Source organism: Saccharopolyspora sp. NPDC049357 (assembly GCF_040677225.1).
In the GTDB taxonomy this organism is placed as follows: domain Bacteria; phylum Actinomycetota; class Actinomycetes; order Mycobacteriales; family Pseudonocardiaceae; genus Saccharopolyspora.
This window is the reverse complement of sequence record NZ_JBFAQJ010000005.1, coordinates 19448-45810: the sequence shown is the minus strand read 5'-3', so window position 1 is coordinate 45810 and position 26363 is coordinate 19448. Positions and strand designations below refer to the sequence as shown.

General features: G+C 71.6%; 26 protein-coding genes. 11 read left to right on the top strand and 15 right to left on the bottom strand.

What is annotated here, in order from left to right:
* The first annotated feature begins 173 nt into the window (after nucleotides 1–173).
* The 3 genes from AB0J91_RS06020 to AB0J91_RS06010 all read left to right on the top strand — a co-directional run bounded on the left by AB0J91_RS06020 (nucleotide 174) and on the right by AB0J91_RS06010 (nucleotide 2530).
* Nucleotides 174–1523 carry a sulfatase-like hydrolase/transferase gene (locus AB0J91_RS06020; protein ID WP_363864618.1) on the top strand — a complete coding sequence of 450 codons (1350 nt, stop codon included), beginning with the start codon at nucleotides 174–176 and terminating at the stop codon, nucleotides 1521–1523.
* A gap of 18 nt (nucleotides 1524–1541) precedes the next feature.
* Entirely contained in the window at nucleotides 1542–1922 is a 381-nt protein-coding gene (locus AB0J91_RS06015; RefSeq protein ID WP_363864916.1) for a YchJ family protein, read from the top strand.
* A gap of 83 nt (nucleotides 1923–2005) precedes the next feature.
* Nucleotides 2006–2530: an isochorismatase family protein gene (locus tag AB0J91_RS06010; protein ID WP_363864616.1), complete on the top strand. Its 525-nt coding sequence runs from the start codon at nucleotides 2006–2008 to the stop codon at nucleotides 2528–2530.
* A 59-nt stretch (nucleotides 2531–2589) separates the two neighbouring features.
* Here AB0J91_RS06010 and AB0J91_RS06005 read toward each other — a convergent pair whose 3' ends face one another.
* From AB0J91_RS06005 to AB0J91_RS05985, 5 genes are all read right to left on the bottom strand, one after another.
* Nucleotides 2590–3135, bottom strand: coding sequence for a GNAT family N-acetyltransferase (locus AB0J91_RS06005; RefSeq protein WP_363787178.1), 546 nt, complete (start codon nucleotides 3133–3135; stop codon nucleotides 2590–2592).
* 129 nt (nucleotides 3136–3264) lie between these two features.
* On the bottom strand, nucleotides 3265–3744 hold the full coding sequence (locus tag AB0J91_RS06000; protein ID WP_363864614.1) for a DUF4396 domain-containing protein: 480 nt from the start codon (nucleotides 3742–3744) through the stop codon (nucleotides 3265–3267).
* A 411-nt stretch (nucleotides 3745–4155) separates the two neighbouring features.
* The gene (locus tag AB0J91_RS05995; RefSeq protein ID WP_363864612.1) at nucleotides 4156–4929 is read right to left on the bottom strand and encodes an aldolase/citrate lyase family protein; all 774 of its coding nucleotides are present in this window, start codon (nucleotides 4927–4929) and stop codon (nucleotides 4156–4158) included.
* A 238-nt stretch (nucleotides 4930–5167) separates the two neighbouring features.
* Entirely contained in the window at nucleotides 5168–5341 is a 174-nt protein-coding gene (locus AB0J91_RS05990; protein ID WP_363787172.1) for a hypothetical protein, read from the bottom strand.
* Between the two features lie 169 nt (nucleotides 5342–5510).
* Nucleotides 5511–6644: an acyl-CoA dehydrogenase family protein gene (locus AB0J91_RS05985; RefSeq protein ID WP_363864610.1), complete on the bottom strand. Its 1134-nt coding sequence runs from the start codon at nucleotides 6642–6644 to the stop codon at nucleotides 5511–5513.
* A 123-nt stretch (nucleotides 6645–6767) separates the two neighbouring features.
* Here AB0J91_RS05985 and AB0J91_RS05980 point away from each other — a divergent pair, with 123 nt between their 5' ends.
* Complete coding sequence (locus AB0J91_RS05980) at nucleotides 6768–7448, top strand: TetR/AcrR family transcriptional regulator (RefSeq protein WP_363864609.1); 681 nt, start codon at nucleotides 6768–6770, stop codon at nucleotides 7446–7448.
* A gap of 62 nt (nucleotides 7449–7510) precedes the next feature.
* Here AB0J91_RS05980 and AB0J91_RS05975 read toward each other — a convergent pair whose 3' ends face one another.
* Both AB0J91_RS05975 and AB0J91_RS05970 read right to left on the bottom strand, forming a co-directional pair.
* Nucleotides 7511–8731, bottom strand: a complete 1221-nt coding sequence (locus AB0J91_RS05975; protein WP_363864607.1) for a cytochrome P450 — start codon at nucleotides 8729–8731, stop codon at nucleotides 7511–7513.
* 80 nt (nucleotides 8732–8811) lie between these two features.
* On the bottom strand, nucleotides 8812–9927 hold the full coding sequence (locus tag AB0J91_RS05970) for an amidohydrolase family protein (RefSeq protein ID WP_363864605.1): 1116 nt from the start codon (nucleotides 9925–9927) through the stop codon (nucleotides 8812–8814).
* Between the two features lie 190 nt (nucleotides 9928–10117).
* Here AB0J91_RS05970 and AB0J91_RS05965 point away from each other — a divergent pair, with 190 nt between their 5' ends.
* Entirely contained in the window at nucleotides 10118–10627 is a 510-nt protein-coding gene (locus AB0J91_RS05965) for an EF-hand domain-containing protein (RefSeq protein ID WP_363864603.1), read from the top strand.
* Here the strand turns inward: AB0J91_RS05965 and AB0J91_RS05960 are convergent.
* The 8 genes from AB0J91_RS05960 to AB0J91_RS05925 are packed head-to-tail and all read right to left on the bottom strand — an operon-like array spanning nucleotide 10591 to nucleotide 20522.
* Nucleotides 10591–12207, bottom strand: a complete 1617-nt coding sequence (locus AB0J91_RS05960) for a class I adenylate-forming enzyme family protein (RefSeq protein WP_363864601.1) — start codon at nucleotides 12205–12207, stop codon at nucleotides 10591–10593. The two genes, AB0J91_RS05965 and AB0J91_RS05960, sit on opposite strands and share 37 nt — an antisense overlap.
* On the bottom strand, nucleotides 12204–13697 hold the full coding sequence (locus AB0J91_RS05955) for a CoA transferase (protein ID WP_363864599.1): 1494 nt from the start codon (nucleotides 13695–13697) through the stop codon (nucleotides 12204–12206). The genes AB0J91_RS05960 and AB0J91_RS05955 overlap by 4 nt, the downstream gene beginning before the upstream one ends.
* Nucleotides 13694–14470, bottom strand: a complete 777-nt coding sequence (locus tag AB0J91_RS05950; RefSeq protein ID WP_363864914.1) for a methyltransferase domain-containing protein — start codon at nucleotides 14468–14470, stop codon at nucleotides 13694–13696. Before AB0J91_RS05950 ends, AB0J91_RS05955 begins: the two co-directional genes overlap by 4 nt.
* Nucleotides 14467–16050 (bottom strand): AMP-binding protein, encoded by a 1584-nt coding sequence (locus tag AB0J91_RS05945; RefSeq protein ID WP_363864597.1) that lies wholly within the window; start codon nucleotides 16048–16050, stop codon nucleotides 14467–14469. Before AB0J91_RS05945 ends, AB0J91_RS05950 begins: the two co-directional genes overlap by 4 nt.
* Nucleotides 16051–16065: 15 nt before the next feature.
* The gene (locus tag AB0J91_RS05940; protein WP_363864595.1) at nucleotides 16066–17358 is read right to left on the bottom strand and encodes an NAD(P)/FAD-dependent oxidoreductase; all 1293 of its coding nucleotides are present in this window, start codon (nucleotides 17356–17358) and stop codon (nucleotides 16066–16068) included.
* Nucleotides 17355–18278 (bottom strand): UbiA family prenyltransferase, encoded by a 924-nt coding sequence (locus AB0J91_RS05935; RefSeq protein WP_363864593.1) that lies wholly within the window; start codon nucleotides 18276–18278, stop codon nucleotides 17355–17357. The genes AB0J91_RS05940 and AB0J91_RS05935 overlap by 4 nt, the downstream gene beginning before the upstream one ends.
* Nucleotides 18268–19386 carry a DegT/DnrJ/EryC1/StrS family aminotransferase gene (locus tag AB0J91_RS05930; protein ID WP_363864591.1) on the bottom strand — a complete coding sequence of 373 codons (1119 nt, stop codon included), beginning with the start codon at nucleotides 19384–19386 and terminating at the stop codon, nucleotides 18268–18270. The genes AB0J91_RS05935 and AB0J91_RS05930 overlap by 11 nt, the downstream gene beginning before the upstream one ends.
* Complete coding sequence (locus tag AB0J91_RS05925; protein ID WP_363864589.1) at nucleotides 19386–20522, bottom strand: DegT/DnrJ/EryC1/StrS family aminotransferase; 1137 nt, start codon at nucleotides 20520–20522, stop codon at nucleotides 19386–19388. Before AB0J91_RS05925 ends, AB0J91_RS05930 begins: the two co-directional genes overlap by 1 nt.
* A gap of 251 nt (nucleotides 20523–20773) precedes the next feature.
* On the opposite strand from AB0J91_RS05925, the gene AB0J91_RS05920 reads away from it, so the two are divergent.
* Genes AB0J91_RS05920 through AB0J91_RS05895 form a run of 6 tightly spaced genes read left to right on the top strand, consistent with a single transcriptional unit; the run spans nucleotide 20774 to nucleotide 26256 of the window.
* Nucleotides 20774–21736 (top strand): Gfo/Idh/MocA family oxidoreductase, encoded by a 963-nt coding sequence (locus tag AB0J91_RS05920; protein ID WP_363864587.1) that lies wholly within the window; start codon nucleotides 20774–20776, stop codon nucleotides 21734–21736.
* Entirely contained in the window at nucleotides 21726–22565 is an 840-nt protein-coding gene (locus AB0J91_RS05915) for a sugar phosphate isomerase/epimerase family protein (RefSeq protein ID WP_363864585.1), read from the top strand. The genes AB0J91_RS05920 and AB0J91_RS05915 overlap by 11 nt, the downstream gene beginning before the upstream one ends.
* On the top strand, nucleotides 22565–23848 hold the full coding sequence (locus AB0J91_RS05910; RefSeq protein WP_363864584.1) for a M20/M25/M40 family metallo-hydrolase: 1284 nt from the start codon (nucleotides 22565–22567) through the stop codon (nucleotides 23846–23848). The genes AB0J91_RS05915 and AB0J91_RS05910 overlap by 1 nt, the downstream gene beginning before the upstream one ends.
* Nucleotides 23832–24899 (top strand): Ldh family oxidoreductase, encoded by a 1068-nt coding sequence (locus AB0J91_RS05905; RefSeq protein ID WP_363864582.1) that lies wholly within the window; start codon nucleotides 23832–23834, stop codon nucleotides 24897–24899. Before AB0J91_RS05910 ends, AB0J91_RS05905 begins: the two co-directional genes overlap by 17 nt.
* Nucleotides 24899–25789: a Gfo/Idh/MocA family oxidoreductase gene (locus tag AB0J91_RS05900; protein WP_363864580.1), complete on the top strand. Its 891-nt coding sequence runs from the start codon at nucleotides 24899–24901 to the stop codon at nucleotides 25787–25789. The genes AB0J91_RS05905 and AB0J91_RS05900 overlap by 1 nt, the downstream gene beginning before the upstream one ends.
* The gene (locus AB0J91_RS05895) at nucleotides 25786–26256 is read left to right on the top strand and encodes a hypothetical protein (RefSeq protein ID WP_363864578.1); all 471 of its coding nucleotides are present in this window, start codon (nucleotides 25786–25788) and stop codon (nucleotides 26254–26256) included. Before AB0J91_RS05900 ends, AB0J91_RS05895 begins: the two co-directional genes overlap by 4 nt.
* Nucleotides 26257–26363: the final 107 nt, after the last annotated feature.

Sequence of the window (26363 nt, the reverse complement as noted above, 5' to 3'; positions counted from 1 at the left end):
CGAACCATGTCCGTGACCACGGCCGATCCCTCGTCGAGTCGGGCAATTCTCTCACACCCGCGCACCGCGCTGGGCCAGACGATCGGTTCTCGTGCGCCGACCGGGTGGCAACAACGGGAAAACCGCGTCTTCCAGGGAGAATCGGAGCCGCGACCGCGTCAGGGGGTGCTGACATGTCCGGTGCGCTTTCGGGGTCACGACCGAACATCGTGCTCATCGTCCTCGACGACCTGGGCTACGGCGATCTGAGCCGCTACGGCTCGCCGGTCGGCACGCCGCGCATGGACGCCGTCGGCGGCGCCGGGATGACCTTCCGGCAGGCCTGCTCCGGGGCGCCGATCTGCACCCCGTCGCGGGCCGCGCTGATGACCGGCCGCTACGCGCAGCGCGTCGGTCTGCCGCAGGTGTTGTGGCCGGAGGAGGATCGCGGGCTGCCGGAGTTCGAGCACACGGTCGCCGAGGCGATGCGGGCGGCCGGGTACGCCACCGGGATCTTCGGCAAGTGGCATCTGGGGGATCCGCGGCTCACCGGCAACCCGTGGGACGCGCGGCCCCGGTTCCTGCCGTCCTCGCACGGTTTCGACCACTTCTGCGGGATTCCCTACAGCAACGACCAGGGGTGGGGAGACCGGCAGCGGCTACCGCTGTACCGGGGCGATGCGGTGGCGGTGGACGACGTCAACACCGAGCAGGGGCAGGAGCGCCTGGCCGGCGAGTACACCGACGCCGCGATCGCGTTCATCCGGAGGAGCGTTGCGCGGCAACGGCCCTTCTTCGCCTACGTCCCGCACAGCTCCGTGCACCAGCCCTTCCACGTGCCGGAGGAGACCGGTGGTGCCGACGGCCACTACCCCGACGTCATCCGCGAGGCCGACCGGCAGGTGGGCAGGTTGCTCGACGAGCTGCGCGCGCTGGAGCTGGTGGAGTCCACGCTCGTCATCGTCACCAGCGACAACGGGCCGTGGTTCGAGGGCAGCACCGGCGGGTTGCGGGGCCGCAAGACCGATCCGTACGAGGGCGGCCTCCGGGTGCCGTTCATGGTCCGCTGGCCCGGCCGGGTACCCGTCGGCGAGAACCGGTACCCGATCTCGTTCGTGGACCTGCTGCCAACGCTGATCGACCTGGCGGGGGCTCCCGCACCTCCGTCCGATCGGCCCATCGACGGCATCAGCATCGCGCCCGCGCTGGCGGGCGAGCCGATGCCGCGCGGCCGCACGCTGTACTACTTCGGCGACCTGGAGGAAGGCCCGACGGGCGAGGTCGACCCGGACTGGGTGTGGAACGTCGCCGCCGCGCGCCAGGACCGGTGGAAGCTGCTGTGGCCCGCGACGGTCTGGCCGGATCTGGGTCGCGAGATGCTGGTCGACCTCGACATCGACCCCGCCGAGACCACCGACGTCGCCGCCGCTCACCCGCTGATCCGGGATTCGCTGGCCCAGCGCGCCCGCATCTTCAACGACGAGATCCTGCGCAACCGCGCCGCCGCGATCGAGCGCACCCGGCAGCACCGGGGAGGCGGATGAGAAACTTCCCAGGTGAGCGTGAAGGATCTGTGCCCCTGCGGACTGGGCGAGCCCTACGGCGAGTGCTGCGGACCGCTGCACGCCGGTGAGCGCGAAGCGGCCACGGCCGAGCAGCTGATGCGCTCGCGCTACTCGGCGTTCGCGGTCGGCGACGCCGACTACCTGCTCCGCACCTGGCACCCGACGACGCGCCCGGAGGAGCTCGACCTCGACCCGTCGCAGCGCTGGCTCCGCCTGGAGATCCTGAGCCGCACCGGCGGCGGGCCCTTCGAGACCGAGGGAACCGTGGACTTCCGGGCCCTCTACCGCCTCGACGGTGCGACCGGGTCGCTCACCGAGCACAGCCGCTTCACCCGCCGCGGCAAGACCTGGCTCTACGTCGACGGCGACCACGACTGAGCGTCGATTCAAGATCCACCGCGTGGGAATCCTGATTCCCCGCCCTCCCACCACCAGGCCGGTTCATCGGGGACGATTCGGGCATGGCGAACGGCTCACACGCGATTCTGGCGCTGCACTGGCAGGTCAACGTGATCAAGCCCGAGGGGTTCTTCGGCGGCATGCTCGCCGAGCCGGTGGCCCGCAGCGGCGTGGTCGAGCGCGCGGCGCGCTTCCACGCCGAGGCCGCGGCGCCGGTGGTGTTCACCCGCTTCACCGTTCCGGAAGACGAGGGGCAGCTGGTGCGCAACACCGAGTTCATGCGCGCGGTCGGCGAGGCCCAGGAGCTCTTCCGCCCCGACTCCCCCGGCGCGCAGCTGATCCCGGAGATGTCCGGCGCCCTGGACGTGGTGGACAACCAGAAGCTCTCCGGCCTCGCGGGCAACGACCTGGCCGACCGCTTGACCGCCCGGGGAATCGACACGCTGTTCATCACCGGCGTCGCCACGAACCTGACGGTCGAGCAGACCGCCCGCCACGCCACCGACCTGGGTTCACCGCTCACGTCGTCACCGATTGCACGACGGCGGCGGACCCGGCCGTGCACGAGGCGGCCGTCGCGAACCTGAACCTCACGACAGCAGGTTGCCTGACCGGCGCCGAGGCCCTCGCGCGCCTCGGCGGGTGATCACCTGGCCGGTCGGGGGCTGAAGTCCGCCGGGGTGAAGGTGAAGACCGTGTAAGCGCGGTCGTCGAGGGTGAACCGGGTGTGCTTCTTCATGCCGAGCGCCCGGTGCACCTTCAACCCGCGCTGGTTGGTGTTCTCGACGAACACGGCGGCGCTGGGGTACCGGTCGCCGAGCATCAGGGCCATGCCCGACAGCAGCATCCGGACGACGCCCTTGCCGCGGTACTTCGGTGCGACGACCACCGGGCCGCAGTGCAGGACGGGACCTTCGAGGTTCTTGGTCAGCTCCGCGGTCCGCTGCGCCGGTCCGGGCAGCGCCCCGGCTTCCGAGGTCAGCACGACGCCGGCGAGCTTGTCCTTGTCCTCCACCAGGAACGTGCCGGGACCGCCGGTGAAGGCCTCCAGCGCCTCCTCGTCCCACTCGCCCTGGACGAACCCCTGTTCCCCGCGCTTGGCCTCGGGCACCGCGCTCTCCTGCGCGGACTGGAGCAGTTCGAGGATCGCGGGTCGGTCCTCCTTGGTGGCGAGACGAACAGACATCGGCATGGCCCGAGCCTAACCGGGCCTGTCACCAGCGGCGTTGGCCGGTCACGGAGTCCACGGAGCCGCTGCGCTTTCCCTTCGGGGGTTTCTGCCACCGGCACCGCCGAGCAACGCACCTCCCAACATCTCCCACTAGTGGTACTGGTGCGCCACCGCGTGGCCCTTGCCCCGGCTGATCAGAACCCGGTTGACCGGGACGGTGAGGACGAAGGCGATGGCCAGGGCCGCGGCCAGCGAGAGCCAGAACAGCCAGCTCGTCAGGCCTGCGTCCATGGCACCCGGGATGAGCACCATGAACAGGTTGTCGACGATCTCCATGACGGTGATCGACAGGGTGTCGGCGGCGAAGGCGACGCCGATGGCCGCGCCGAGGCCGACGCCCGCGCGCAGCACGGGAACGATCGTCATGCTGTAGCCGAACAGGAACGCCAGCGCGATCGCGAGGACGATCGTGGCCAGGTCCCCCCAGCCCAGCGCGGTTCCGATGACCATGCCGAGGACTTCGCCGATGGCGCAGCCGGTCAGGCAGTGCGCCGTGGCGCTGATCGCTGATCGGGTCAGCGCGCGGCCGTCCTGCTGCTCGGCGGCGGCGTGGTGGTGCTCGTGGTCCATGATGCCCTCCCCGCAACGGTCCACCTTCATCCTGAAGGCGAACATACCCCTAGGGGGTAGGGGTGTCAACGGTCGGCATCGAGGCCCGAACGAGGCATCTGACCTGCGATTTCCGAACCGGAAAAAATCTGTTGCCGAAGGAACCGGACGCGGCATAGCCTGCGGGCACACAGGAAAGGAGGTGGTCCGACGTTGAATACCAACAGGACTTGTGAGGTGGCTGTCCGCTAGGACCGCCCACGGCACAACAGCCGACCCGACGTGCGCGAATCCCCAATCCTGTGGATCCCGACGCGGGAGAGCGGTCGGCGAATACCAGGCAGCTACCCGGCCCCGGAGCCCCGAACTGCGTCCGGTTCGGCCTTCTCACCGAGGAGGAAACGGCTCCGGGGCTGCTGCGTGCTCAGGGCCTCAGCGCTGCGCCGATCCCTTGGCCGCGCGCAGATGGCCGGCTGCGGCGGCCTCCAGGTGCACCAGATCGCAGGAGATGCTGGCGAAGGTGTAGCCCTGGGCGAGTCGCGGCCCGGCCCCCTCGCCGTCGGAAACGTGGAACCCGGCGGCGATGCCCGCCTCCGCCGCCGCGCTCTGGATCTTCTCGACCGCGGCCTCGAACTCCTCGGCCACGTCGGGATCTCCCGGGTGGGCGCCACCGACGGCCAGGCACAGGTCGGCCGGGCCGACGTAGACGCCGTCGAGCCCGGCGGTCGCGCAGATCTCGCGAACGTTGGCCAAGCCCTGCGCGGTCTCGATCATCGCGATCACCACCGTCGACTCGTCCGCTTCGATCGGCCGGGGACCCACACGCAGGCCCGACCGCATCGGACCGTAGGAGCGGCGCCCGCGCGGCGGGTAGCGGGTGGCCTCGACCGCTACGGCCGCGTCCTCGGGCGTGTCGACCAGCGGGACGATGACTCCGGCGGCTCCCGCGTCCAGGGCGTGGCCGATTCCGCTGGGCTCGTTCGCCGCGACGCGGACCAGGCCTTTCGCCCCACCGGCGGCATCGATGGCGAGCAACGCGTTGATCATCCCGGAATGGCCGATGAGCCCGTGCTGGACGTCCACGACCAGGTAGTCGTAGCCCACCCGCGCGATCCGCTCGGTGGCCGCCGGCGCGTCCAGCGCGATCCAGTACCCGACGAGCTCCTCACGAGCGCGCAGTTCGCGCGCGAATTCGGCTGCGGACACAGCGGTTCCTCCTGGCGGTGGTGATCACGGGCGAGACGCGGCATCGCGCTCGCTCCCCGTTCCTACCGATCCGCACACCGCTTTCCAAACGCGCGCGCGGCAGCGCACTCCCGCGGGACACGTTCGAAGGCCGGGACCGTGGGCGGTTCTGGCCCGAGTTGACCCGGCAACGCGGACGAGATCGTGGGGCGTTTCGGACCGAACCACCCTCCGCCGCGTCAGCTCGCGAGCGGGCGGATCACAGCCCGAAGAGGGAGACGACCGAGACGAGCGCCAAGCCCGCTACAGCGAGTGCACCGGAGGTGATCGCGAGCCGCTGCGCCACGACCTTCCGGCCTGCCATCACCGCGGCGGTGCCGACCAGCAGAGCGAGCGGGATCAGCACCGCGCACAGCAGGTCAAGAGGCGCCATGGCCCGATCCCTCCCCGTAACAGCGTCGTTAACTCGGTCGGCGGCCACCAAACTAACGATCAGGAGAGCCACCGTCCACACCTCACGGTGGGTGACTTCGGGCACTCGGCGTGAAAACGCCGGTCCGGCCGCGCCGAAGATCGGGGCGGCCGGACCGGTGCGAGACGGGTCAGCTGGGCGTCGGCAGGGACCGGCTGATGATCTCCTTCATGATCTCGGTGGTGCCCGCGTAGATCTGCTGCACGCGCATGTCGGTGAACACCCGGGCCACCGGGTACTCCTCCATGTAGCCGTAGCCGCCGAACAGCTGCAGGCACTGGTCGGCGACCTTCATCGCGCGTTCCGAGCACCAGTACTTGACCATCGCCGCGGTCGGGATGTCGAGCTCGCCCTCGACGTGGAGCTCGATGCACTCGTCCAGGAACGACCGCGCCACGCGGGCCTCGGTGGCGATCTCGGCCAGCTCGAACTTGGTGTTCTGGAACTTGAAGATCGGGCGCCCGAAGGCCTCGCGGGAGTGGACGTACTGCAGGGTCTCCTCCAGCACGAACTCCATCGCGGCCACGCAGGCGACGGCGACGATCAACCGCTCCTGGGGCAGCTGCGTCATCAGCTGGATGAAGCCGTCGCCCTCCTTCTCGCCGAGCAGGTTCGAGGCGGGCACGCGGCAGTCGTCGAAGAACAGCTCGCAGGTGTCCTGCCCCTTCATGCCGATCTTGTCCAGCACCCGGCCGCGCTTGAAGCCGGAGGTGTCGGTCGGCACGATGACCAGCGAGATCCCGGACGCGGCCTCATCCGGGTCGGTCTTGGCGGCCACCAGCACGACGTCGGCCTGGTAGCCGTTGGTGATGAAGGTCTTGGCACCGTTGACCACGTACTCGTCGCCGTCGCGGATCGCCTTGGTGGCGATGCCCTGCAGGTCCGAACCCGTTCCCGGCTCGGTCATCGCGATGGCGGCCACGGACTCGCCGCTCGCCAGCTTCGGCAGCCATTCCCGCTTCTGCGCCTCAGTCCCGTAGGCGAGCAGGTAGTGGGCGACGATGCCGCTGTGCAGGGACGCGCCCCAGGAGCTGTCGCCCACGCGGCCCTGCTCCTCGATCAGCACGGCCTCGTGCGCGAAGGTCCCGCCGCTGCCGCCGTACTCCTCCGGGATGGACAGGCACAGCAGTCCGATCTCGCCGGCCTTGGTCCACAGCTCGCGGTCGACCTGCTTGTTGGCGATGAACCGCTCGACGTTCGGCTTGATCTCCTTCTCGGCGAAGGTGCGGGCGAGACCGCGCAGGTCGTCGAGCTCCTCGGTCATCCAGGGAGAGCGGCGAGAGGGCACAGCGGATCCTTCCGTTGCGGAACGACGGAGTACTGGATACAGGTTGTAGCACGGCGCGGGAGCTGGGTACAAGGTGTATCAGCAGGTACGGTGTCGGCCGTGGTGAATGTGGCGCGCTGGGTCGACTCCACGGTCCGGCGCAGGACGGTGAAGCAAGCCCTCGACAGCGATTCGCGGCGCGCGCAGATCGTCTCGGCCGCCGCCGAGGCGATCGACGAGATCGGACCGCAGGCCGGGATGGCGCAGATCGCCGACCGCGCCGGACTGCCCCGGCCCAACGTCTACCGGCACTTCGCGAGCAAGGATCAGCTCGACGCCGAGGTCACCCGCTTCGCCGCCACCGAGCTCATCCGCCGCGTCCGGCCCCACCTCACCCGCGCCGGAACGCCGTTCGAGGTGATCCGCGGGGTCGTCGCGGCCAGCATCGCCTGGGCCTCCGAGCACCCGAACCTCTACCGGTTCATCGCCGCCCAGCAGCAGACCAAGGCGCTGCACCGCGCGCGCATGGGCCGCACCCGATTCCTCAACGAGATCGTCGAGGCGATGCGCGCCTACCTGGACGCCGCCGAACTGCCCGCGTCCCCGCCGGACGGCGTCCTCGCCGGCCTGATGGGCATGGTCGACGCCAGCATCATCTGGTGGCTCGACCACCACGACGAGACCGAGGACCTGCTCGCCGACCGGGTCTCCCGCCAGATCGCCGTGGTCCTCATCGAACTCCTCGCCCAACTCGGCATCGAGATCCCCGACGACCAGATCTTCCGCCCCAGCAACGACTGACAGGCCCACGGGGATGGCGACGACCCACCGCTGCCCGCGCTCGGGGAAGCACCCTGCGAGCGCTACCCGGCGGGGGTGGCTTCACCGCGGAGGAGCACCGGGAGTGCTTCGAGCTCGTTCTGCGTGAGGACCGGGCTGTGGCGGAGCTCGTCGTCCGCGACCGCGAGGCGGAGGTGCGGGAATCGTTCGAAGAGGGCGGGAAGGGCGGTGGACGCTTCCAGCCTCGCCAGCGCGGCTCCGGGGCAGATGTGGGGGCCGTGACCGAAGGCCGTGTGCCTGGCGCGAGTCGGCCGGGCGGGATCGAAGACGTCGGCGTCGGAACCGTGCTCGCGCCGGTCGCGACCGATCGCCCGGTACGACATCACCACTCCCTCACCCTCGCCGACGGTGCTGTCACCGACCGCGATGTCCTCGGTGGCGAAGCGCATCAGCAGGTGGGTCACCGGCGGATCCCAGCGCAGCGTCTCGTCGATGACCGCGTTCCAGGTGAGGCCACCGTCCAGCACCCGGCTCAGCAGCCCCGGATTCGCCAGCAGCGCCCGCACCGCGTTGACGATCAAGCTGACCGTGGTCTCGTGACCGGCGGCGACCATCGCGGTCAGGTTGCCGACGACCTCCTCCTCGCTGAGCGGTTCGCCGCCGTCAGTCCCGAGGAGCGCGCTGGTCAGGTCGTCGGCCGGCTCGGCCGATCTGGCCCGCACCATGCCGGTGAACACGGCGTTGAGCTCCGCGATGACCGCCAGCCGCTCGTCCTGCGGAGTGCGCAAGGAGAAGAACGCCGACCAGAGCTCGTGCTGGCGCGGGCGCAACTCCTCGTCCACGCCCATCAGGACGCTCACGACGGCCATCGGGAGCGGCCCTGCGAAGGAGGCTTTGAGGTCGACCGGACCGTCCGCGCGCAACCCGTCCAGCAGCCGAGCGGTGACTCCCTCGATGACCGGCCGGAGCCGTTCGAGCCTGCGCGGCGTGATCGCCTGGGCGGTCTTCGACCGCAGCCTGCGGTGCTCCGGTCCGTCCACTGTGAACATCGAGCGGCCGGGGTCGACCATGCCGATCAGCGGCCACTCGCGGGTGACCGCACCTGACCGCCACTCGCGCCACCGGCCGATGTCCTTGACCAGGCGCGGATCGCTGAGCAGACGTCGCGCCTCGTCCTGCCCGGTCACCGCCCACACCGGGACGCCGAGCAGGTCGACGCGCGCCAGCGGTCCGGCCGCGCGCAGCGCGCTGGTCTCGCCGTCGAGGTCCCGCACGAGCGGATCGATCGCGAACGGGCAGTTCATCACCCACCTCCCCCAAGGCGTTTCGCACCCCAGCGGAGCGCAGGTCGGGTGCGGGTGTCAAGCCTCGCCACTCGTTCCGCTCAGCGCAGGCCGTAGACGCGTTCTGCGTTGTCGCGACCGATCATGCGCGCGATGCGGAGGGCGTCCTCGGCGGTCCAGTCGCCGGACTCGACGTGGTGACCGAGGGTTCTGCTCATCCCCCTGCGCCACAGCACTGCTCCGAGGTGGTGCAGCTCCGGCAGGCCCCAGGCGTCGGAGGAGTAGAGGACCTTGGCGAACGGGGCGAGTTCCAGGGATTCGGCGATCACCGCCTCCGAACGCGCTCCGGTGTGGTTGATCGCCAGTCCGACGTCGAAGTGGACGTGCGGGAAGACCTGGGCGAGGTAGGCGGCGTTGCGGTGGAACGGGTAGCAGTGCAACAGCAGCAGGTCCACGCCGCGCGGCTCGACGTTCTTGATGAACCGGGTCAGCAGCAGCGGATCGCAGCGGTGCAGCTCCAGGTCGGGATCGCCGTAGGCGGTGTGCAGCTGGATCGGCAGCCCGCGCTCCACGCCCGCCCACAGCGCGAACCGCAGCAGCACGGGGTCGGAAACCCGGAACCCACCGTCCCGCAACCAGGAGCCGGCCGCCCGGACCACCTCGGCGTCGCCGGGCGGTTCCGGGTCGAAGTCGAAACCGTGCCGGTAGGCGATGATGCTCTTCAGCCCGACCGCGTCCGCAGAGCGGACCGCCAGCGCCTCCCGGAACCGCGACGGCAGCTCCGCCGCGGGCACCCCGGACCGGGCGACCTCCTCCAGCACCGATTCCAACCGCACGACCTCGTGCACCGGCTTGCCCGACACCTCGGCCATCTCCGCCACCCCGAGACCGCCACCGAGGCCGGTCTCCAGCAGGAACCGGCCCACTCCGGACGCCGAGAGCAGTCGCCGGGTCACCTCGCCGGAGCCCAACGACTCCCGAGCGGTCAGGTACTCCTCGGGCGACGCGTGCGGCGGCAGTCCCAGCACAGGTGCGCACCACCGCCGCACCGCGAACCCGAGCGGCGAGTCGAACTGCGTCATCCACCCCGGCACGGCCCGGTCGGACTCGGTCAGCAACCCCTCGAACTCGCCCCGGTCGACCTCACCCCGCACCACCCCGTGCACGTGGTGATCCACCAACGCGATCCCCGCGATCTCCGCTTCCAAGGACTCCACGACGATCACCTCTCCGAGCAGGTGTGCATGTCGCGCGAAATGTACCCGCCTCAGCCCGGAAGATGCCCTCGGGCTGAGCTTCCCCCGTCCGGCGTGGAGGTGAATCTCGGGGTATTCTCGCTGTGCTGCACTGCATTTCAGAGTCTAGTGTGGATGGTGCTGGGTGGATCGCTGCGTTGCTCAGGGGCGGATGAAGACTCGGTTCGACCGGTGGGATCGCGACCGGAGCGGAGGGCTGGACCGGGGTGACTTCGAGAACGAGGCGCTGCGGATCGCCGAGGCATTCGGGGTGGCTGCGGACGCCCCCGCGGCGATGCGGCTCCGCGCGGCGCTGCGCGGGCTCTTCGAGCTCTGCGCCGATCACGCCGGGGTGCCGGCCGGCGAGGCCATCAGCGAGGTGCAGTTCGTGAAGGTCTCCGAGGACCTGATCTTCGAGCAGGGCGAGGCCGCGTTCAACCGGGCGCTGCGTCCGGTCGTGGCGGGCGTGATCGGGGTGTGCGACCGGGACGGGGACGAGCGGGTCGACCGCGAGGAGTTCGTCCGGTGGCTGACCGCGCTCGGCCTCGACGACACCGCGGCCGAGGAGGCCTTCGAGCACATCGCCCCCGACGGCGCGGAAGCGCTGTGCCTGGACGAACTCCTCGCGGCGATCCGCGACTACCACTACGGCCGGCTGGAAGTCGAGCTCATCGCGGGCTGACCTGCTGCGAAGCACTCGGCGGCGAGCGCGGTGACGGTGCGCCTGCACACCTTGCCCGTCGGCGCCAGCGGCAGCTCGGGCAGTCGCAGCAGGTACTCCGGGAGCTTGCTCCGCTCCAGCCCCCGGTCGCGCTCCAGGAACTCGACGACCTGCTCCAGCGACAGCTCGTCGCTCCCGGCCGCCTGGCTGATGCAGGCGCACAGCCGCTCCCCCAGGTCGTCGTCCGGAACGGGCACGCACGCCACGTCCACCACGGCCGGATGCGCGACGATCTCCCGCTCGACCTCGGCCGGGCTGATGTTGAGGCCGCCGCGCAGCACGACCTGCTCCAGCCGGTCGAGCACGTGCAGCCGGCCGAGCTCGTCCAGCACTCCCAGGTCGCCGCTGCGCACCCACCCACCCCGGGTGCGGCGGCGCGCGTCGAGCTCGGGGGCGGCGACGTGGCACAGCGGCGTCATCGGTCCGCGCGCCCAGATCTCGCCGGGTTCGCCCGTCCCGGCGTCGCGGCCGAGCTCGTCGACGACGCGGATCTCGGCGACGGCCGGATCAGGCCGCCCAGCGCCCGTTCCGTTGCCGGTGCCGGTCAGCGCGGTGTGGCAGTTGACGCCGTCGGAGGAGCCGTAGACGGTGATGACGCGGGTGCCGAACCGGCGGGTGCAGGCGCGCGCGGTGACGTCCGACAGCGGCGCGGCGCTGGAGACCACCGCGTGCAGGCTCGACAGGTCCTCGCCCGTCTCACCCGGGTGTTCGGCCAGCCTGCGCAACATCGTGGGCACCCCGAACAGGTGGGTGGGCCGGTGCCGGGTGATCGCGCGGAGCACGTGACCCGCGTCGAAGCCGCGCTGCAGGATGATGGTCGCTCCGAGCGCGGCGATGCCCACGTGCGTGACGAGCGAGCCGTAGGACGACGAGAGCTTCATCAGCACCAACGCGCGCATCGGATCAGCGCCGCAGCTGAGCTCCCGGACGTAGTTGGCGCGTCCGCCCGTCATGGCGTTGTGGGAGTAGGCGATCATCTTCGGCTCCGACTGGGAACCGGAGGTGACCAGGATGCGCACCGGCGCTTCGGGATCGAGTTCCGGCGGGTGCCAGTCGGCTCCGCTGTCGAGGTCGTCGAAGACGAACGAGCGCAGCGCGGGCAGCCCGGCCGCGACCTCGACGTCGGATGGATCGGCGACGACCACCGCTGCGGCGCGGGATCTGCGCAGCAGGCTGATCACGTCCTTGGTGCCGCGGCCATCGGGGCAGGGCAGGGTGACGGCGCCGATGGCGGCGACCGCGAGCTCGGCGACGACCGCCCGCCAGCCGTTGGGCATCCGGACGCCGATGATGTCGCCCGCGCCGAAGCCTTCCGCGCTCAACGCGGCGGCCACGCGCCGCACTTCGTCGTCGAGATCCCGGTAGTCGAGCACAACCTCGCCGTCGATGACGGCCTCGCGGTGCGGGTGCGCGCGCACCCGGTCGGCGAACAGGCCGTAGACCGAGCGGTCCGGGCACAGACCCTGCTCGACCCAGTTGCGGCGCAGTTCGGCGGGCACCAGGTCGCGGATCTCGATGCCGTTGCGGGACGTCCAGGTCATGCGAACTCCCAGGGAGGCTGTGGTGAGACGTGCGTCGTGTGGTGGAGGGCTCGTTTGAACCGCGGGTCGGCCGCGAGCTCCCGCAGGTCGGTGCACACCGGTGTGCCGTCGGGCAGCACCGGACGGTCGTCGCGCAGCACGAACCGGCTCTGGCCCGTCGACGACCGAGGGATCACGCCCGCCGCCGAGTACAGGGAGCTGTCCACGCGGGCGCCCAGCCCGGTGCGTTCCCGGCGCAGCAGGGCTCCGAGAACGCCTGCCGCGCAGACGAGCCCGCCCATGACGTCGGTGAGCGTCATCAGCGAAGGCGCGCCCTGCGGGTCGACCGCCGCCGCCAGCCCGCTGTGCGCCTGGACCAGGAAGTCGGTTCCCAGCGGCGGGTCCGGCCAGGGCAACGGCGACCAGCCCGACGCCCAGGCGAACACCAGGCCCGGCCTGACTCGGGCGAGCACGTCGGCATCGAGTCCGCCGCGCTCGGCGCGGCCCGGTGCCCAGTTGTGCGCGAACACGTCCGCACCGGCGACGAGTTCGCGCAGCGCTTCCCGCCCGGATGGGCTTTTCAGGTCGATCTCGATGGTGCGCTTGCCGTCGTTGAGCGCCCGGAAGCGGGCCGAAAAGCCTCCCGAGATCGGTGGGACGCCGCGCATCGGGTCACCGCCCGGTGGTTCGACGCGGATGACCTCGGCCCCGAGCATGCGCAGCACGTGCCCGGCCATCGGCCCCTGGATCCGGCGCGTCGACTCCACGACGACGATCCCCTCCAGCGGTTCCCCACAGGTCCAGGGACGCGCTCGCGCGGTTCCGGGGAGGTCGCGGAAGGTGCAGGCGGGAACGATGTTCGGCTGCTCGGGCTCGTCGCGGACCGGCAGCACGCTCACCCCCGCCTTCTCCCCGACGCGCAGCAGGTCCCGGAGCGGAAACCGGCGCGCGCACGCGAACAGCGATGCGGGCAGCGCGCAGGAGGCGGTGGCGAAGCGCTGCTGGAACGGCCACCAGCCCGCCGCGACGTCCGCGGCGTCCGCGCCGAGGTCGTCCCAGAAGCGTTGCCATCCTTCGGGATCCAGCGATTCCACCTCGAACCGGAGACCTTCGCGCGACCGGAACGGTGGGCGCGGGCCGGATTCCCACCGCTCCGCCCAGTCGTCGTCGGTGGTGGCGACCGCGAGGTGCTGGGCGACCGACAGCAGCGCCGCTTGGGCGACCGAGGTGCGCACCGACTCGATCCGCGCGCCGCGCGCCCGCGCCAGCTCCGCCGCCAGCACCCCCTGCGCGGCGAGGACTCCGGCGACGGCGGAGGCGTAGTCGACGCCGAGCCGCCGCGGCCCTCCCGACGCGCGACCGTGGACGTGCATGATCCCGCAGGCCGCCTGCACCGCGGACTCGTCGCGCAGCAGCATCTCCACCGGCCCGGACCAGTCGACGTCGCACCAGACGGCGGGGGCTTCGCCGAGCTCGCGGAGCAACCCCGCCGCCACGCGCTCGGCGATCACGAGCGCTTCCTGCCCTGCACCGAGTGCAGCACGCTCGACGTGGCGCGGAATTCCGGGTCGGTCATCACCTCGCGCACCCGGGCGAGCTCCGCGTCGGTCATCCCGGCCGCCAGCAGCCCGTCCCGCAGCTGGTAGGTGTGGTTGAGCTGCAGGCCAAGCTCGGGCGAACCGGCGTGCCGCGAGCCGATGTGCGGACGCGGGTCGATGTCGACGAGCCCGGCGGCGCGCATCGCACCCGCGACCTTGCGACCCCACTCGGGATCACCGCCCTGGGAACGCATGTGGCTGGTCTTGGCGGCGAGGAACTTCTCGTACAGCGCCGCGTCCGCGGCCAGCAGCACCGGCTCGTAGGCGGTGTCCACCTCGTCGATCTGCAGCCAGCCACCGGGTTTCAGCGCGTCGACGAGCTTGCGCAACGACTCGTCCCGCTGCGGGACGTGCTGAAGCACCATGCGGGCGACGATCAGGTCGAAGCACGCGGCGGGCAGCGGGTCGTGGGCGATGTCGTGCTTCGCGGCGGTCAGGTTCGGGTGCGAAGCGATGCTGTCGGGCTCGATGTCGGCGGCCAGCACGCTGCCGGTGGGAGCCACGCGCTGAGCCAGCCAGCGGGCGATGCTGCCGTGCCCGGCGCCGACCTCCAGGCAGTGCCAGCCGTCGGTGACCCCGGTGGAGGCCAGGCGCTCGGTGGTGATGCGGTCGTAGGAGGCCGCCAAGCACCGGTGTTGCTCGGCGCTGTGCGCGCCGTAGTTGGTGAAGACGTAGGTCTGGGTCATGTCCACCGCCCGGTTCCGTAGGTGTTCGCGCTGCCGGTGAGCCGGTTCAGCAATTCGAGCCTGCGCACCTTTCCGGTGCCGGTGCGCGGAACGTCCTCCCAGTTCAGGACCACCGGTTCGGACATCGCAGGCAGACCGCGGGTGGCGTGCCGCCAGGCGTGGCCGGACATCTCACCGTCAGCGGTGACCACGACCGGCAGCGGCGGCCGGTCCGCGCGGGACAGCAGCACGCATTCCAGCGCCCGCGGGAGTCGTTCTTCCAGGAGGCCCTCGGTGGCCACGCAGCTGGCCTCGGGCGCGCAGTCGATCTCGCGATCCACCAGGTGGACGCTGCCGTCCCGGCGGCGGATGCCGAGATCACCCGTGTTCCACCAGGTTCCGACCTTCTTGTCCTCGAAGCGCTCGGACTCGCCCAGGTAGTCCAGGCACAGCGCCCGGGTCCGGGCGAGCACGAGTCCCGGTTCACCGGGCCGGACGGGCTGGAAGGTACCGGGATCGACCACCTTCAACCGGGTCTTCACCGGTACGGGTCGTCCCACCGGATGTGCCTGGAGGCGGCGCCGCCGCACCGAGCCGCGGTGGTGCAGCCGGAAGGTCAGCGGGCCGGTCTCGGTCTGCCCCCACCCGTCCATCCACAGTGGATTGTCGCACTGGCTCGCCTTGAGGTAGGCGCGCAGCGTGGCCGGGTGAACGGCGTCGTAGGTGCTGATGAACAGGCGGACGCGTCCGAACGGGTTCGCCAGCCTCCTGGTCAGCGGTTTCAGCCGCACGAACGCCGAAGGCAGTCCCTCCACCACCGTCGGCGGGTGCCGCCGCAGCAGCGGATCCACCTGGTCCGGCTCCTGGGAGGTCAGGACGACGATCTCAGCGGGAGCGGTGCTCATGACCACGGCAGTCCAGCAGAACGTGCGGCCGTGCGCGTAGGCGCTGGCGGTGGCCACGACGTCGTCCCGGCGCAGGCCCACGACAGGCGTCGGGAGCGCTTCGAAGCGGGCGAGGTTGCCGATGATGGTCCGGGTGGAGTGCACGACGAGCTTGGGCACGCCGGTGGTGCCGGAGGTGTGGGTGATCACCAGCGGCTGGTCGTCATCCCGCCGGTGCGGGTCCGGCGGTGCGCTGCCGCGCAGCTCGTCGAGGGCGACCGCTCCCGGCGCGGGCCCGGTGCTCACGGTCGTGCGGGCGAACGCCGCCAGGTCCACGCCCTCGGCGGTCGCGCGTTCGAGCACGCCCGGCGTGGTCACCAGGACGTCCGGTTCGAGGCGCTTGAGCAGCGTCGACGCGGTCTCGGCGGGCAGGTGCGCCGAGAGCTTCGCCGGGACCGCGCCGACGCGGACGGCGGCGCAGGCGAGCAGGTCGATGTCCCAGTGGTCGTCCTTGAGGATCGCCACCCGGCCACCCGGGAACGCCCCGGCGGCCGACCACCAGCCGGAGGCCGCCCGCACGAGTTCGGCGAGCGCGGGCACGTCGTAGGTCGTGCCGCCGCCGGGCGCGATGTCGAAGGCCCGGTCCAGGTGCACCCTGGTCGGATGTCCCCGGGCAGCGGCTCGGTCGAAGAGCACGCCCATGTCGTGCGGTCGCAACGCGAACTCCTTCCGTCAGACCGGGATCGGCGAACCGAGCCTGCTGAGCGTGCGGGACGCGGCCAGCGCGCCCGTGCGGACGGCGCCCTCGCTGTAGGGGCGCAGCTCCACCCAGTCCCCGGCGTAGTCCACCGGCCCGAGCTCCCGCCCCCGGAAAGCCGGTAGGGCGGCGAGGGCCGCCGGGGTGCACTCGGGCAGCGCACAGGTGTGGCGGTGCACGTGCGCCGCGCCGCCGACCGGCAGGTACCGCCGCGCGGCCGCGGTGACGCGGGAGGCCACCTCGTGGTCGGGCGCGGCGAGGAGTTCCGGGGTGGATTCGGCGTTGACGACCGCCGTCACCATCCCCTTGCCCGCCGGCACGCGGTCCGGGTGCTTGAGGTGGTCGAAGAGGATCGCCGCCAGCAGGTCCTCCTCGGCGCGCGGGGTGATCAGCAGGTAGGGCCAGCCGCGCAGCGCGACCGGGAAGTCGAGCGGGACGGCCACCTTGATCGCCGAGGTGAAGGTGCACGCGGTCAGGAATTCCGCCTCCGCGGCAGGCGGGTTGGCGTGCAGCGCTGCGGCGACCGGAGCCGGCACGCACAGCAGCACCTGCCGCGCGGTGATCACGTCCTCACCCACCCGAAGCCGCGCGGAGGCACCGTCGGAGACGACCTCGGTCACCGGCTGCCCGGTGACCACGTCCAGCTCGGCGGCCATGCGACGGCAGGGCTGGTCCATGCCCTCCCGGTAGGTGCGCCAGGTCGAGGTGTCGCCGACCGCCCGCTGCATCCCGAGCAGCACCGCGGCCGAGGACCGCCGCGGATCCCAGAGGCAGAACGACGCGGCGGGCTGGAGCAGGTAGTCGTGCACGTCGGGGTGGTGGCGGGAGGCGAGCTCGGTCACCGTGGCATCGCCCAGGCTCGACCTCTCCGGGCGATCCAGGTCGATGCGCGTCGGCAGCCGCAGCACGTCCAGTCGTGCGCGCGGGGACAGCCCCGCTCCGGTGAGCAGGCCGCGGGCGGAACCGAATCCGAGGTGGGCCTGGCCGTTGCGCCACATCGCGATGGGTCTGCCTATCGGCGGCACGTCGTCCGTGCGGAAGTCCAACCGGCGCAGCAGGTCCCAGGTCGCCGGGTAGCCGCGCGGGGAGATCTGCTCGGCGCCGGTGTCGATCGCGTACCCGTCGACGCGGGCGGTGGCCATGCGCCCGCCGACCCGCTCGGCCGCTTCGTAGACCCGCACGTCCAGCCCGGCGCGGCGCAGCTCGCGGGCCGCGGTGAGACCGGCGATGCCCGCTCCCACGACGGCCACGTCGACGTCGGGGGTCATCCGATCGCCACCAGGACGTTGGCCAGCACCAGCAGGGCCACGCACGTGCGGTGCGCGGTGAAGCCGAGCTTGCGGGCCCGCATGATGTCCCCGACCACGAAGCCCAGGTGGTACTGCCGCGCTCGCAGCGCGGTGGCGGGCAGCACCAGCAGCGCGAACCACCACGGCGCGACCCCGGTCAGCGAAGCCAGCGCTACCAGCAGGAACTCGCCCACCGACAGCGCGCCGATGAACCGGGCGTTGCCCCGTTCGGTGGTCAGCGCGGCCACGGTCGGGCGGCCCACCGCGCGGTCGCCGTCGACGTCGTTGGTGTTGGAGTACACCCCGAACATCAGCGGGCCCATCCCGAACAGCACCGCCTGCACCAGCACGAACCCGGAGAACTCGCCGGTGATCAGACCGTGCGGCGCCAGCACCAGGGTCATCCCCAGCACGACCAGGAACGCCTCCTGGAAACCGCGGTAGCTGAGCTTGAGCCCGTAGGAGTACTGCAACGCCGCGGCGAACACCACGACCAGCAGCACCACGCTCCACATCGGACGGTGCGGCGCGGTCAGCACCGCGGCCGTCCAGAGGGCGGCTCCGAGCGCCGCCGCGCCCCAGGCGAAGCGGAGCGCCTGCGACTCGGTCAGCGTTCCGGCGACCAGCGGTTTGCGGAGCTTCTTGCGCAGCCGGTCGTCGGGTCCGTAGTTGACCAGGTCGCTGCCGTCGCGGTAACCGGTGACGTCGTCGAACGCAACACCGGCCACGATCACCGCGACCTCCCCGAGCAGGAACAGCAGCAGCGTCACCGGTTCCGCGGGTGCCGCGGAGGCGACGATCAGGATGCCCAGGTAGTAGTCGTAGACGTCGAACTTGCCGAGCCGCAGGTAGTCGCGAACACTGCCCGTCGCGCGGTTCTCAACGATCTCAGCGGACATGCGGGCCCTCGCTGAACTCGCGCACGGCGTCGACGACGCGCTCGACCTCGTCGTCGGACAGGTGCGGGTAGACCGGCAGCGCGAGGCTCCTCGCGCACGCGCGCTCGGCGCCCGGCCACTCCTCGCCCACCGGGGCGTGCGGCGCGAACGCGGGCTGCTCGGGCAGCGGACTCGGGTAGTACACGTGCGAGCCGATCCCGCGCGCCGCGAGGAACGCGCGCAGCTCGTCACGCCGGTCGCTCTGCACGCAGTAGACGTAGTAGCACCGCCCGTCGCGACCGGGCGGCGGTGGGACGACGTCCGGCAGCGAGGCGAAGCACGCGGTGTAGTGGTCGGCGATGTCGGCGCGGCGGGCCAGGCGTTCGGCGAACCCGGCGTAGCGGTAGGTCTGGAACGCGGCCTGGATCTCGTCGAAGCGGCTGTTGGTGCCCACCACCTCGTGCACGAACCGGGTCCGCTGACCGTGGTTGCGCAGCATCCGCACCTGCGCGCCCAGCTCGGCGTCGCGGGTCACCACCGCGCCGCCCTCCCCCGGCATGCCGAAGGACTTGACCTGCACGAACGAGTAGACGCCCGCCTCGCCCCACAACCCGGCGGGGGTTCCGGCCATGACCGCGCCCTGCGCGACCGCGGAGTCCTCGACGAGCCGCACCCCGCGCGAGGCGGCGATCTCGGCCAACCGCGGCATGTCGGCCATGACCGAGAACATGTGCGCGGGCATGATCGCCTTGGTCCGGTGGGTGATCCGCGCGGCCACGTCCTCGGGGTCGACGACCGCGGTGCGCGGGTCGACGTCGGCGAACACCGGCTGCGCACCGGCCTCCAGAACAGCGGAGGCCAGCGGAGCGCACCCGAAGGCGGGCACCACGACCTCGTCACCGGGACCGATCTCCATCGCGCGCAGCACGAGGCCCAGCGCGCTGGTGCCGCTGCCGCAGGCGACGACGTCGGCCGCGCCGAGGTCATCGCGCAGCATCTCCTCGAAGACCCGGGTGCGCTCGCCGAGGATGAACTTCTGCTCCGGCGCCACCCCGATCTCGCGGATGAGGTCGAGCATCACCTTGCGGTCGTTCTCGAACAGGTCGGGCGGGAAGAACGGGATCTCCATCAGGGCCTCCCGGTGTAGAACTCGCGGATCGTCGCGCACACCCGGTCGACCTGCTCGGGCTCCAGGTCGGCGTGCAGCGGGAGCGCGAGGGCTCGGGCGCTGGCGGCTTCGGCACGCGGGAAGTCACCCGGGCGGTGGCCGCGCGCGGCGAAGCACGGCTGCAGGTGCAGCGGCGCCGGGTAGTAGACCTCGGTGCCGATGCCCCGCTCGGCGAGGTGCGCGGCCAGCGCATCGCGGAGCTCGACCTCGATCAGCTGCACGTAGAACACCGGTGCGTCGCCGGGATCCGGCAGCCGCACGACTCCGTCGAGGCCGGCCCGGTAGCGCTCGACGAGTTCGGCGCGGCGGGCGATGTCCTCGTCGAGGTGCCGCAACTTGGCCAGCAGGATCGCGGCCTGGATGTCGTCCATCTTGCTGTTCGTGCCCGCCATCGCGGTCTCGGTGGAGATCGCTGGGAAGTCGTTGAGGGTCCGCCCGGCTCGCCCGTGGTGGCGCAGCGCCGCGACGGTGTCGGCCAGGCCGTCGTCGTCGGTGAGCACCGCGCCCGCGTCACCGAGCGCGCCGAGCGTCTTGGTGGGGAAGAACGACAGCACACCGCCCGCTCCGTGCAGGCCCGCGTGCACGCCGCCGTGGCGCATGCCGATGGCCTCGGCGCTGTCCTCGACCACCGTCAGCCCCAGGTCGCGCGCGACCTCGTTGATCCCGTCGACGTCGGCCATCCGGCAGAACAGGTGCGCGGGCATCACGAAGCGGGTGCGGGGTGTGGCGACCCGGGCGATCTCGGTCGGGTCCAGCGCGTACGTGTCGGGGTCGATGTCGGCGAACACCGGTGTGCCGCCGGCGAGGACCACGGCGGTGGCGGTGGCGATGAAGGAGTAGGCGGGGACCACGACCTCGTCGCCGGAGCGGACGCCGAGGGCCCGCAGCAGCAGGACCAACGCGTCTGTTCCGCTGTTGACGCCGACCACCCGACGCGCGCCGGTATATTCCGCCAGCGCGATTTCGAGCTCACCGACCTGCTCTCCGTGGGAGAACTTCCCGTTGTCGAACACGTCGCAGATGCGGGCGCTGATCTCCGGCCAGAGCCTTTCGAAGGCGCGCGCCTGGGAGAAGAACGGAACGGGTCCTCCCGCCACTCCCCCAACGAATTTCGTCCCGAGGGACACCGTCGACCAACCCCCTGTGCAGCGCTGCCGGACCTAGATCGAACCTAACGACTCCTGATCGCCGCCGACGGCTGGAAGAGCCATCTTCACTCCTTCCAGTGAGACACCGTTTCTCCGTCCGCAGAACGACTTCCGGCTCCCGCAGTGGTCTGTACAGTCAGCCTGAGCCGGGATCTCCGGCGCTCCCACTCCACTCATCGGTCCACAAAGGACGTCGTGCGATGCTGCAACCCTTCGTGATCGGGCTCGGCCGTGCCGGATCGGGTCTGCACCTGCGGGTGCTGGCGCAGGCCCGCGAGGTCGCCTCCGGGCTGTTCGCGCCGGGCCCCGTGGTGGCCTGCGACCCCGACACGAGACGGCACCGGCCGGACGTCACCGCGACCGACTCGATCGCCACCGCGGCCGCGCTGCTCGACCCGAACCGCACGGTCGCCCACGTCTGCACGCCGCCGCAGGGGCGCGCGGCGGTCCTCGCCGAACTCGCCCAGCACGGCTTCCGCCGCATCATCGTCGAGAAACCGCTGGCCACCGACCTGGACGAGCTGGCGGCGATCAGCGCGTTGCGCGACCGGCACGACCTGGACGTCGCGGTGGTCAGCCACTGGCTCGATTCCCGGCTCACCGAGCACCTCACCGGGCTCGTCGGGCGCGGCAGACTGCGGTCGATCACCTTCGACCAGGACAAACCCCGCTTCACCCGGTCGTGCGCGACCAGCGGCCACCCGACCGCGTTCGACGTGGAGCTGCCGCACTCGCTCGGCGTCGTGCTGCGGCTGGCCGGTGCGGCCGAGCTCGCCGAGGCCGAGTGCGCCGACATGCGCTTCGCCGACACCGTGCTGCCCAGGCTGGGCAGCGCCCGGCTGGCGCTGACGCACGCGAGCGGCGTGCGCAGCGAGATCCGGTCCGACCTGACCGCGCCGATCCGGCGCCGCCGCATCACCCTCGAACTCGACGGCGGCCGGATCGTCGGCCACTACCCGATCGGGGCCGACGACGACCACGCACAGCTCGACATCAACGGCCGCAGAGCGGTTTTCCGCGACGACGCGCTGACCCGCTGGATGGTCCGCACCTACCTCCACCACCTCCGGCCGGCGGGCGAGCACGGCACCTTCGGCCTGCACGCCGACATCATCCGCCTGCTCACCGCGGCCAAGGAGAGGACGCTCGCGCATGCACGCTGACCAGCTCGCCGGGATCGGGGACGAAGCCGCCGCCGCGCTGCCGGAGCAGATCGCCGCGATCACCGAGCTCGGCTGGCGCGGCATCGAGCTGCGCGCGGTCGACGGCCTCGCGCTGGCCGACCTGGACTCGTCGCGCTTCCTGCGGGTGCACCGGGCGGTCCGGGCCGCCGGGCTGCGCGTGGTGTGCCTGGATTCGCGCGTCGGCAACTGGTCACGTCCCATCACCGCGCCCCCGACGGCGGATCTGCGGGAACTCGACGTGCTGGCCGAGCGGTGCGCGAGCCTGGGCACCCGCTACATCAGGATCATGTCCTACCTCTCCGACGGTCTGGACGAACCGGAGTGGCAGGCGCGGGTGCTGGACCGGATCGCTCTGCTGGGCGACCGAGCGGCCCGCCACGGCGTGGTCCTGCTGCACGAGAACTGCTCGGGCTGGGCGGGTTCGGACCCCGAGCGGATGCTGCGGCTGGTGGACGCCGGCGGGCCGTGCCTGCGGCTGCTGTTCGACGTCGGCAACGGCGTCGATCACGGCTACGACGCCGTCAACGTGCTCCAGCGGATCCTGCCGCACGTCGAGCACGTGCACGTCAAGGACGCCGTCGGCTCTCCCGGCCACGCCGAGTACGTGCTCCCCGGTGACGGGAACGCGCGCGTGCGGGACTGCCTGCGGATGCTGCTCGACCACGGCTACACCGGCGCGTTCTCCCTCGAACCGCACCTGCTCACGCGGCCGCACGAGGGACTGGCCGCCTCCGATCCCGCCCCGTTCCTGCGGGCCGGGCGACGGCTGGAGGAGCTGCTGCAGGCCGCACCCACCGGCGCCGCCTGATGCCCTTCACGGAGGAGGACTGCGCGCTGCTGCTGGAGCTGCTGGGCACGCCGACGGTCAGCCCGCTGGAGACGGCGGAGACCCCGCAGCTCTGGCAGGCCCAGCGCCGCTACGCCCGAGCCGCCGAGGAGATCGGGTTCCAGGTGCTGCACCACGGCCCGCCCGATCCGAGGGTGATCGACCGCTCCGACGTGCCCGAGGTCGTTCGCCGCGCGGGTCCGGGCTTCCTCGACGCGCAGCCGAGCCTGCTGCTGCGCCTCGGACCCGCCCTGCCCCGATCCGCGACGGTCATGTTCAACGTGCACCTGGATACCGTCGCGGGTCTCGAACCCGCCGGTCTGCACGCGGGGCGGTTCACCGGACGAGGCGCGATCGACGCGAAAGGTCCTTCGGTGGCCCTGCTCTCGGGAATTAGAGAGGCCCTGGCCGCCGAACCCGCGCTGGGACGGGACGTTTCCGTGCTGCTGCAGGTGGTCTCGGGCGAGGAGGGCGGCGCGATGGGCACCTTCGGCACCCGCCCGCTCGTCGAGCGGGGTCACGTGGGCAGGCTCAACATCTGCTGCGAACCCACCGGCCTGCGCTACCTGCCGCGGTCCACGGCGTCGATGACCGCGCGGGTGCGGGTCGACGGCCACGGCTCGATCGACGACCGGCCCGACGCCGGCCACAACGCGACCGTGCTGCTCGGGTTCCTCGCCCAGCACCTGGCCAACAGGCTCGATCCGGCCGACCGCCCCGGGAGGTTGTGCGTCGCCGGACTGCGCACCGGCGACCTGCACAACCGCGTCTACGGCTCCGGGGAACTGCTGCTCAACCTCTCCTACGCCACCACGGCCGAAGGATCCGACGCCGAGGTCGCGCTGCACCGCGAGGTCGAGGACGGGCTCGACCGGTTCCGCGAGCTGTTCGCCGGGAGCCGGGAGTTCGCCCGCACCGCGCGGGACGCGGCGGCGATCACCCGCGTCGACTGGCTCAAGCGCGGCCTGCCCTGCTTGGACAACAGCGACCCGTGGGCCGAAGACCTCCTCGCCCGCTCCGGCGCGCAGCGCTGGCCGGACGACGAACCGGGCTTCACCTGCGACGCGATATGGCTGCACGACCTGCCCGGCAGCTACACCGCCGTGCTCGGGCCCGGTCGCCTGGACACCAACAACGCCCACGCCGAGGGCGAGTACGCCGACCGCGCCGAGCTGGAGGAGTTCGCGGCCGTCGTCTCGGCCGTGCTCACCGGATTCGCCCGGCAACGCACCGGAGAGGAACACCACGATGAACCCGCAGCCTGACGTCGTGCAGGTCCCGCACGAACGACTGCACCGCCTGGTCAGCGAGCAGTTCCGCGCGCGCGGCGTGCCCGACGACCGCGCCCGGCTGGCGGCCTCGGCGCTGTGCCACGGCGACCTGTGCGGCTTCGACTCGCACGGCGTGTTCAACCTGCCCCGCCTGTACCTGCCGCTGTTCGACGCCGGACGCGTCGACCCGCGCGCCGAACCGGTCACCAGGACGGATCTGGGCGCCTGCGCGACGATCGACGCCGGACGCGCGCTGGGCCTGTGGGCGGCGTCGGAGGCGATGGACGACGCGATCGAACGCGCCCGGCAGCACGGGATCGGCCTGGTGTCGGTGCACGGCGCCACCCACTTCGGCTGCGCCGGTTTCCACGCGGCGCGCGCCGCCGAGCAGGGCCTGATCGGTGTCGTCGCGAGCAACTGCGGCGGTCAGCGCATCGCCCGTCCACCGCGGGGTGCGGTGCGGCTGCTGGGCACCAATCCTCTCGCGGTGGCCGCGCCCGCGTTGCCGGATCACCCGTTCCTGCTGGACATGAGCACGACCGTGGTCCCCACCGGCAAGGTTCGGGTCGCCGCCGGTGACGGTGCGGCGATCCCGGGCGGATGGTTGGCCGACGACACCGGGCGCCCGGTCACCGATCCGAGCGCTTTCGACGACGGCACCGCCCATCTGCGCTGGCTCGGCGGGGACCCCGACACCGGCGCCTACAAGGGATTCGGGCTCGGGCTGGTCGTCGAACTCCTCGCCGCCCTGCTCTCCGGTTCCGCCCTCGGCCCCACCCGGGAGGCGCTGCTCGGCGACGCCGGGCGCGACGACGACATCGGCTACTTCGTGCTGGCCATCGACGGCGAGCGGCTGCGCCCGGACTTCACCGAGGCCGCGCGGGCGATGTTCGGCGCGGTGCACGACTGCCCACCCACCGGCGAGGTGCACTACCCGGGCTGGTGGGAGGCGGAACGGGCGATGGGACGGCGGCGGGACGGCGTGCCGGTCCGTCGGGGCCTGCTCGCGCACCTGCTCGAACTGGACGAAGCGGTGGTCGGCTGATGCGCCGCGTCGCGGTCGTCGGACTCGGCGCCATCTCCGCGTACTACCTCGCCGCCATCGAGACCTCGCCGGAGTGGCGGCTGAGCGCGGTGTGCGACGTGCGCCCCGAGAAGCTGCGCGGGTTCCCGCCGGACGTCCGCGTTTTCCAGGATCACCGGGAGCTGTTCGGACGCGTCGAGCTCGACGGTGTCATCGTGTGCGCCCCCAACGACGTTCACGCCGAGGTGTGCCGGGACGCGCTGCGGCACGGTGTCGCGGTATGCGTGGAGAAACCCCTCGCGGTCGCCTTGGACGACGCCCGCGAGCTGGTGGGTCTGTCCACTCGGCTGGGAGTTCCGCTGCTGACCTCCTTCCACCGCCGCTACAACGACAACGTGCTCCGGCTGCGCTCCGAGGTGGCCGCGCGCGGCCCGGTGTCGGCGATGCGGGTGCGCTACCTGGAGCGCATCGAGGATCACATCGGCGGCGACACCTGGTACCTCGACCCTGTGCGATGCGGAGGCGGGTGCGTGGCCGACAACGGGCCCAACGCCTTCGACCTCGTCCGGCTGTTCCTCGGTGACGTCGACCTCGCGCACGCCGTGATCAAGGAGGAGCGCGGAACCGACCGGCAGGCCGTGGTCGAGCTGGAATCGGCCTCCGGGGTCCCGGCCGTCGTCGAGCTGGACTGGTCGCACCCGGGTGAGACGAAGGACGTGGAAGTGCTGCTGGCGGACGGAACTCGGCTGCGCGCCGACATGCTGGCCGGGCATCCGGGGTTCAAGGACTCGCTGTGGCACGAGTACTGCGGTGTGCTCGACGCGTTCGCCTCCACGACCGGCGCCGATCCCGGCGGGCAGGCCGCGCTGGAACTCGTGCACGCGGTCTACCGAGAGCAGGAGGCGCGGTGAACCCCGAGGAGGACGGCCCGAAGAGGACGTTGACGGCACGGGTCGTCAAGGTCTTGGTGCATCACCGCCACGAGCGCGGCATGTCGCTCGAACCGCACGCGAGCCGCTGCGTCCGGGCCGGTGACGTGCACGAACTCGTCACCACAGACCACGTCGAGACGGAGTCGGGGGCGCGCATCGACCGGGTGGCGTTCCTCGGCTTCGCCGAGTTCGACCGCGGCGGCGTGATCGACCGCGGCGATCGGCTCCGCATCGGGGACCACTTCGTCGGCACCGTGCTCGGCTTCGACGCCTGCCACTTCCCGAACCACTACAACATCCTCATCCACGCCGAAACCCCGCTCAGCGGAAGAGATCTGGAACTGCAACCGGAGACGGAGCTGTCCTTCGCCCAGCATCCGGAATCCGCCGCTTCAGGTGTGGGACTCAGCTCGCACCGCCGCGGGTCTGAAGCGGTCCTCCTGTGAGGATGCGCCGACGTGGTGCATTGGTCATACATGAGTCGGTGCACCCGGAGCAGGAGGATCGCAGCGCTTTCCCCTTCCGGGGTTTCCGCCACCCGCACCGCCAAGCA

What these genes read in the sequence shown, in the direction of transcription:
- AB0J91_RS06020 (WP_363864618.1), top strand. Translation starts at nt 174, where the DNA reads ATGTCCGGTGCGCTTTCGGGGTCACGACCGAACATCGTGCTCATCGTC.
- AB0J91_RS06010 (WP_363864616.1), top strand. Translation starts at nt 2,006, where the DNA reads ATGGCGAACGGCTCACACGCGATTCTGGCGCTGCACTGGCAGGTCAAC.
- AB0J91_RS06005 (WP_363787178.1), bottom strand. Translation starts at nt 3,135, where the DNA reads ATGCCGATGTCTGTTCGTCTCGCCACCAAGGAGGACCGACCCGCGATC.
- AB0J91_RS06000 (WP_363864614.1), bottom strand. Translation starts at nt 3,744, where the DNA reads ATGGACCACGAGCACCACCACGCCGCCGCCGAGCAGCAGGACGGCCGC.
- AB0J91_RS05990 (WP_363787172.1), bottom strand. Translation starts at nt 5,341, where the DNA reads ATGGCGCCTCTTGACCTGCTGTGCGCGGTGCTGATCCCGCTCGCTCTG.
- AB0J91_RS05985 (WP_363864610.1), bottom strand. Translation starts at nt 6,644, where the DNA reads ATGACCGAGGAGCTCGACGACCTGCGCGGTCTCGCCCGCACCTTCGCC.
- AB0J91_RS05975 (WP_363864607.1), bottom strand. Translation starts at nt 8,731, where the DNA reads ATGAACTGCCCGTTCGCGATCGATCCGCTCGTGCGGGACCTCGACGGC.
- AB0J91_RS05965 (WP_363864603.1), top strand. Translation starts at nt 10,118, where the DNA reads ATGAAGACTCGGTTCGACCGGTGGGATCGCGACCGGAGCGGAGGGCTG.
- AB0J91_RS05960 (WP_363864601.1), bottom strand. Translation starts at nt 12,207, where the DNA reads ATGACCTGGACGTCCCGCAACGGCATCGAGATCCGCGACCTGGTGCCC.
- AB0J91_RS05950 (WP_363864914.1), bottom strand. Translation starts at nt 14,470, where the DNA reads ATGACCCAGACCTACGTCTTCACCAACTACGGCGCGCACAGCGCCGAG.
- AB0J91_RS05940 (WP_363864595.1), bottom strand. Translation starts at nt 17,358, where the DNA reads ATGACCCCCGACGTCGACGTGGCCGTCGTGGGAGCGGGCATCGCCGGT.
- AB0J91_RS05935 (WP_363864593.1), bottom strand. Translation starts at nt 18,278, where the DNA reads ATGTCCGCTGAGATCGTTGAGAACCGCGCGACGGGCAGTGTTCGCGAC.
- AB0J91_RS05930 (WP_363864591.1), bottom strand. Translation starts at nt 19,386, where the DNA reads ATGGAGATCCCGTTCTTCCCGCCCGACCTGTTCGAGAACGACCGCAAG.
- AB0J91_RS05920 (WP_363864587.1), top strand. Translation starts at nt 20,774, where the DNA reads ATGCTGCAACCCTTCGTGATCGGGCTCGGCCGTGCCGGATCGGGTCTG.
- AB0J91_RS05915 (WP_363864585.1), top strand. Translation starts at nt 21,726, where the DNA reads ATGCACGCTGACCAGCTCGCCGGGATCGGGGACGAAGCCGCCGCCGCG.
- AB0J91_RS05910 (WP_363864584.1), top strand. Translation starts at nt 22,565, where the DNA reads ATGCCCTTCACGGAGGAGGACTGCGCGCTGCTGCTGGAGCTGCTGGGC.
- AB0J91_RS05905 (WP_363864582.1), top strand. Translation starts at nt 23,832, where the DNA reads ATGAACCCGCAGCCTGACGTCGTGCAGGTCCCGCACGAACGACTGCAC.
- AB0J91_RS05900 (WP_363864580.1), top strand. Translation starts at nt 24,899, where the DNA reads ATGCGCCGCGTCGCGGTCGTCGGACTCGGCGCCATCTCCGCGTACTAC.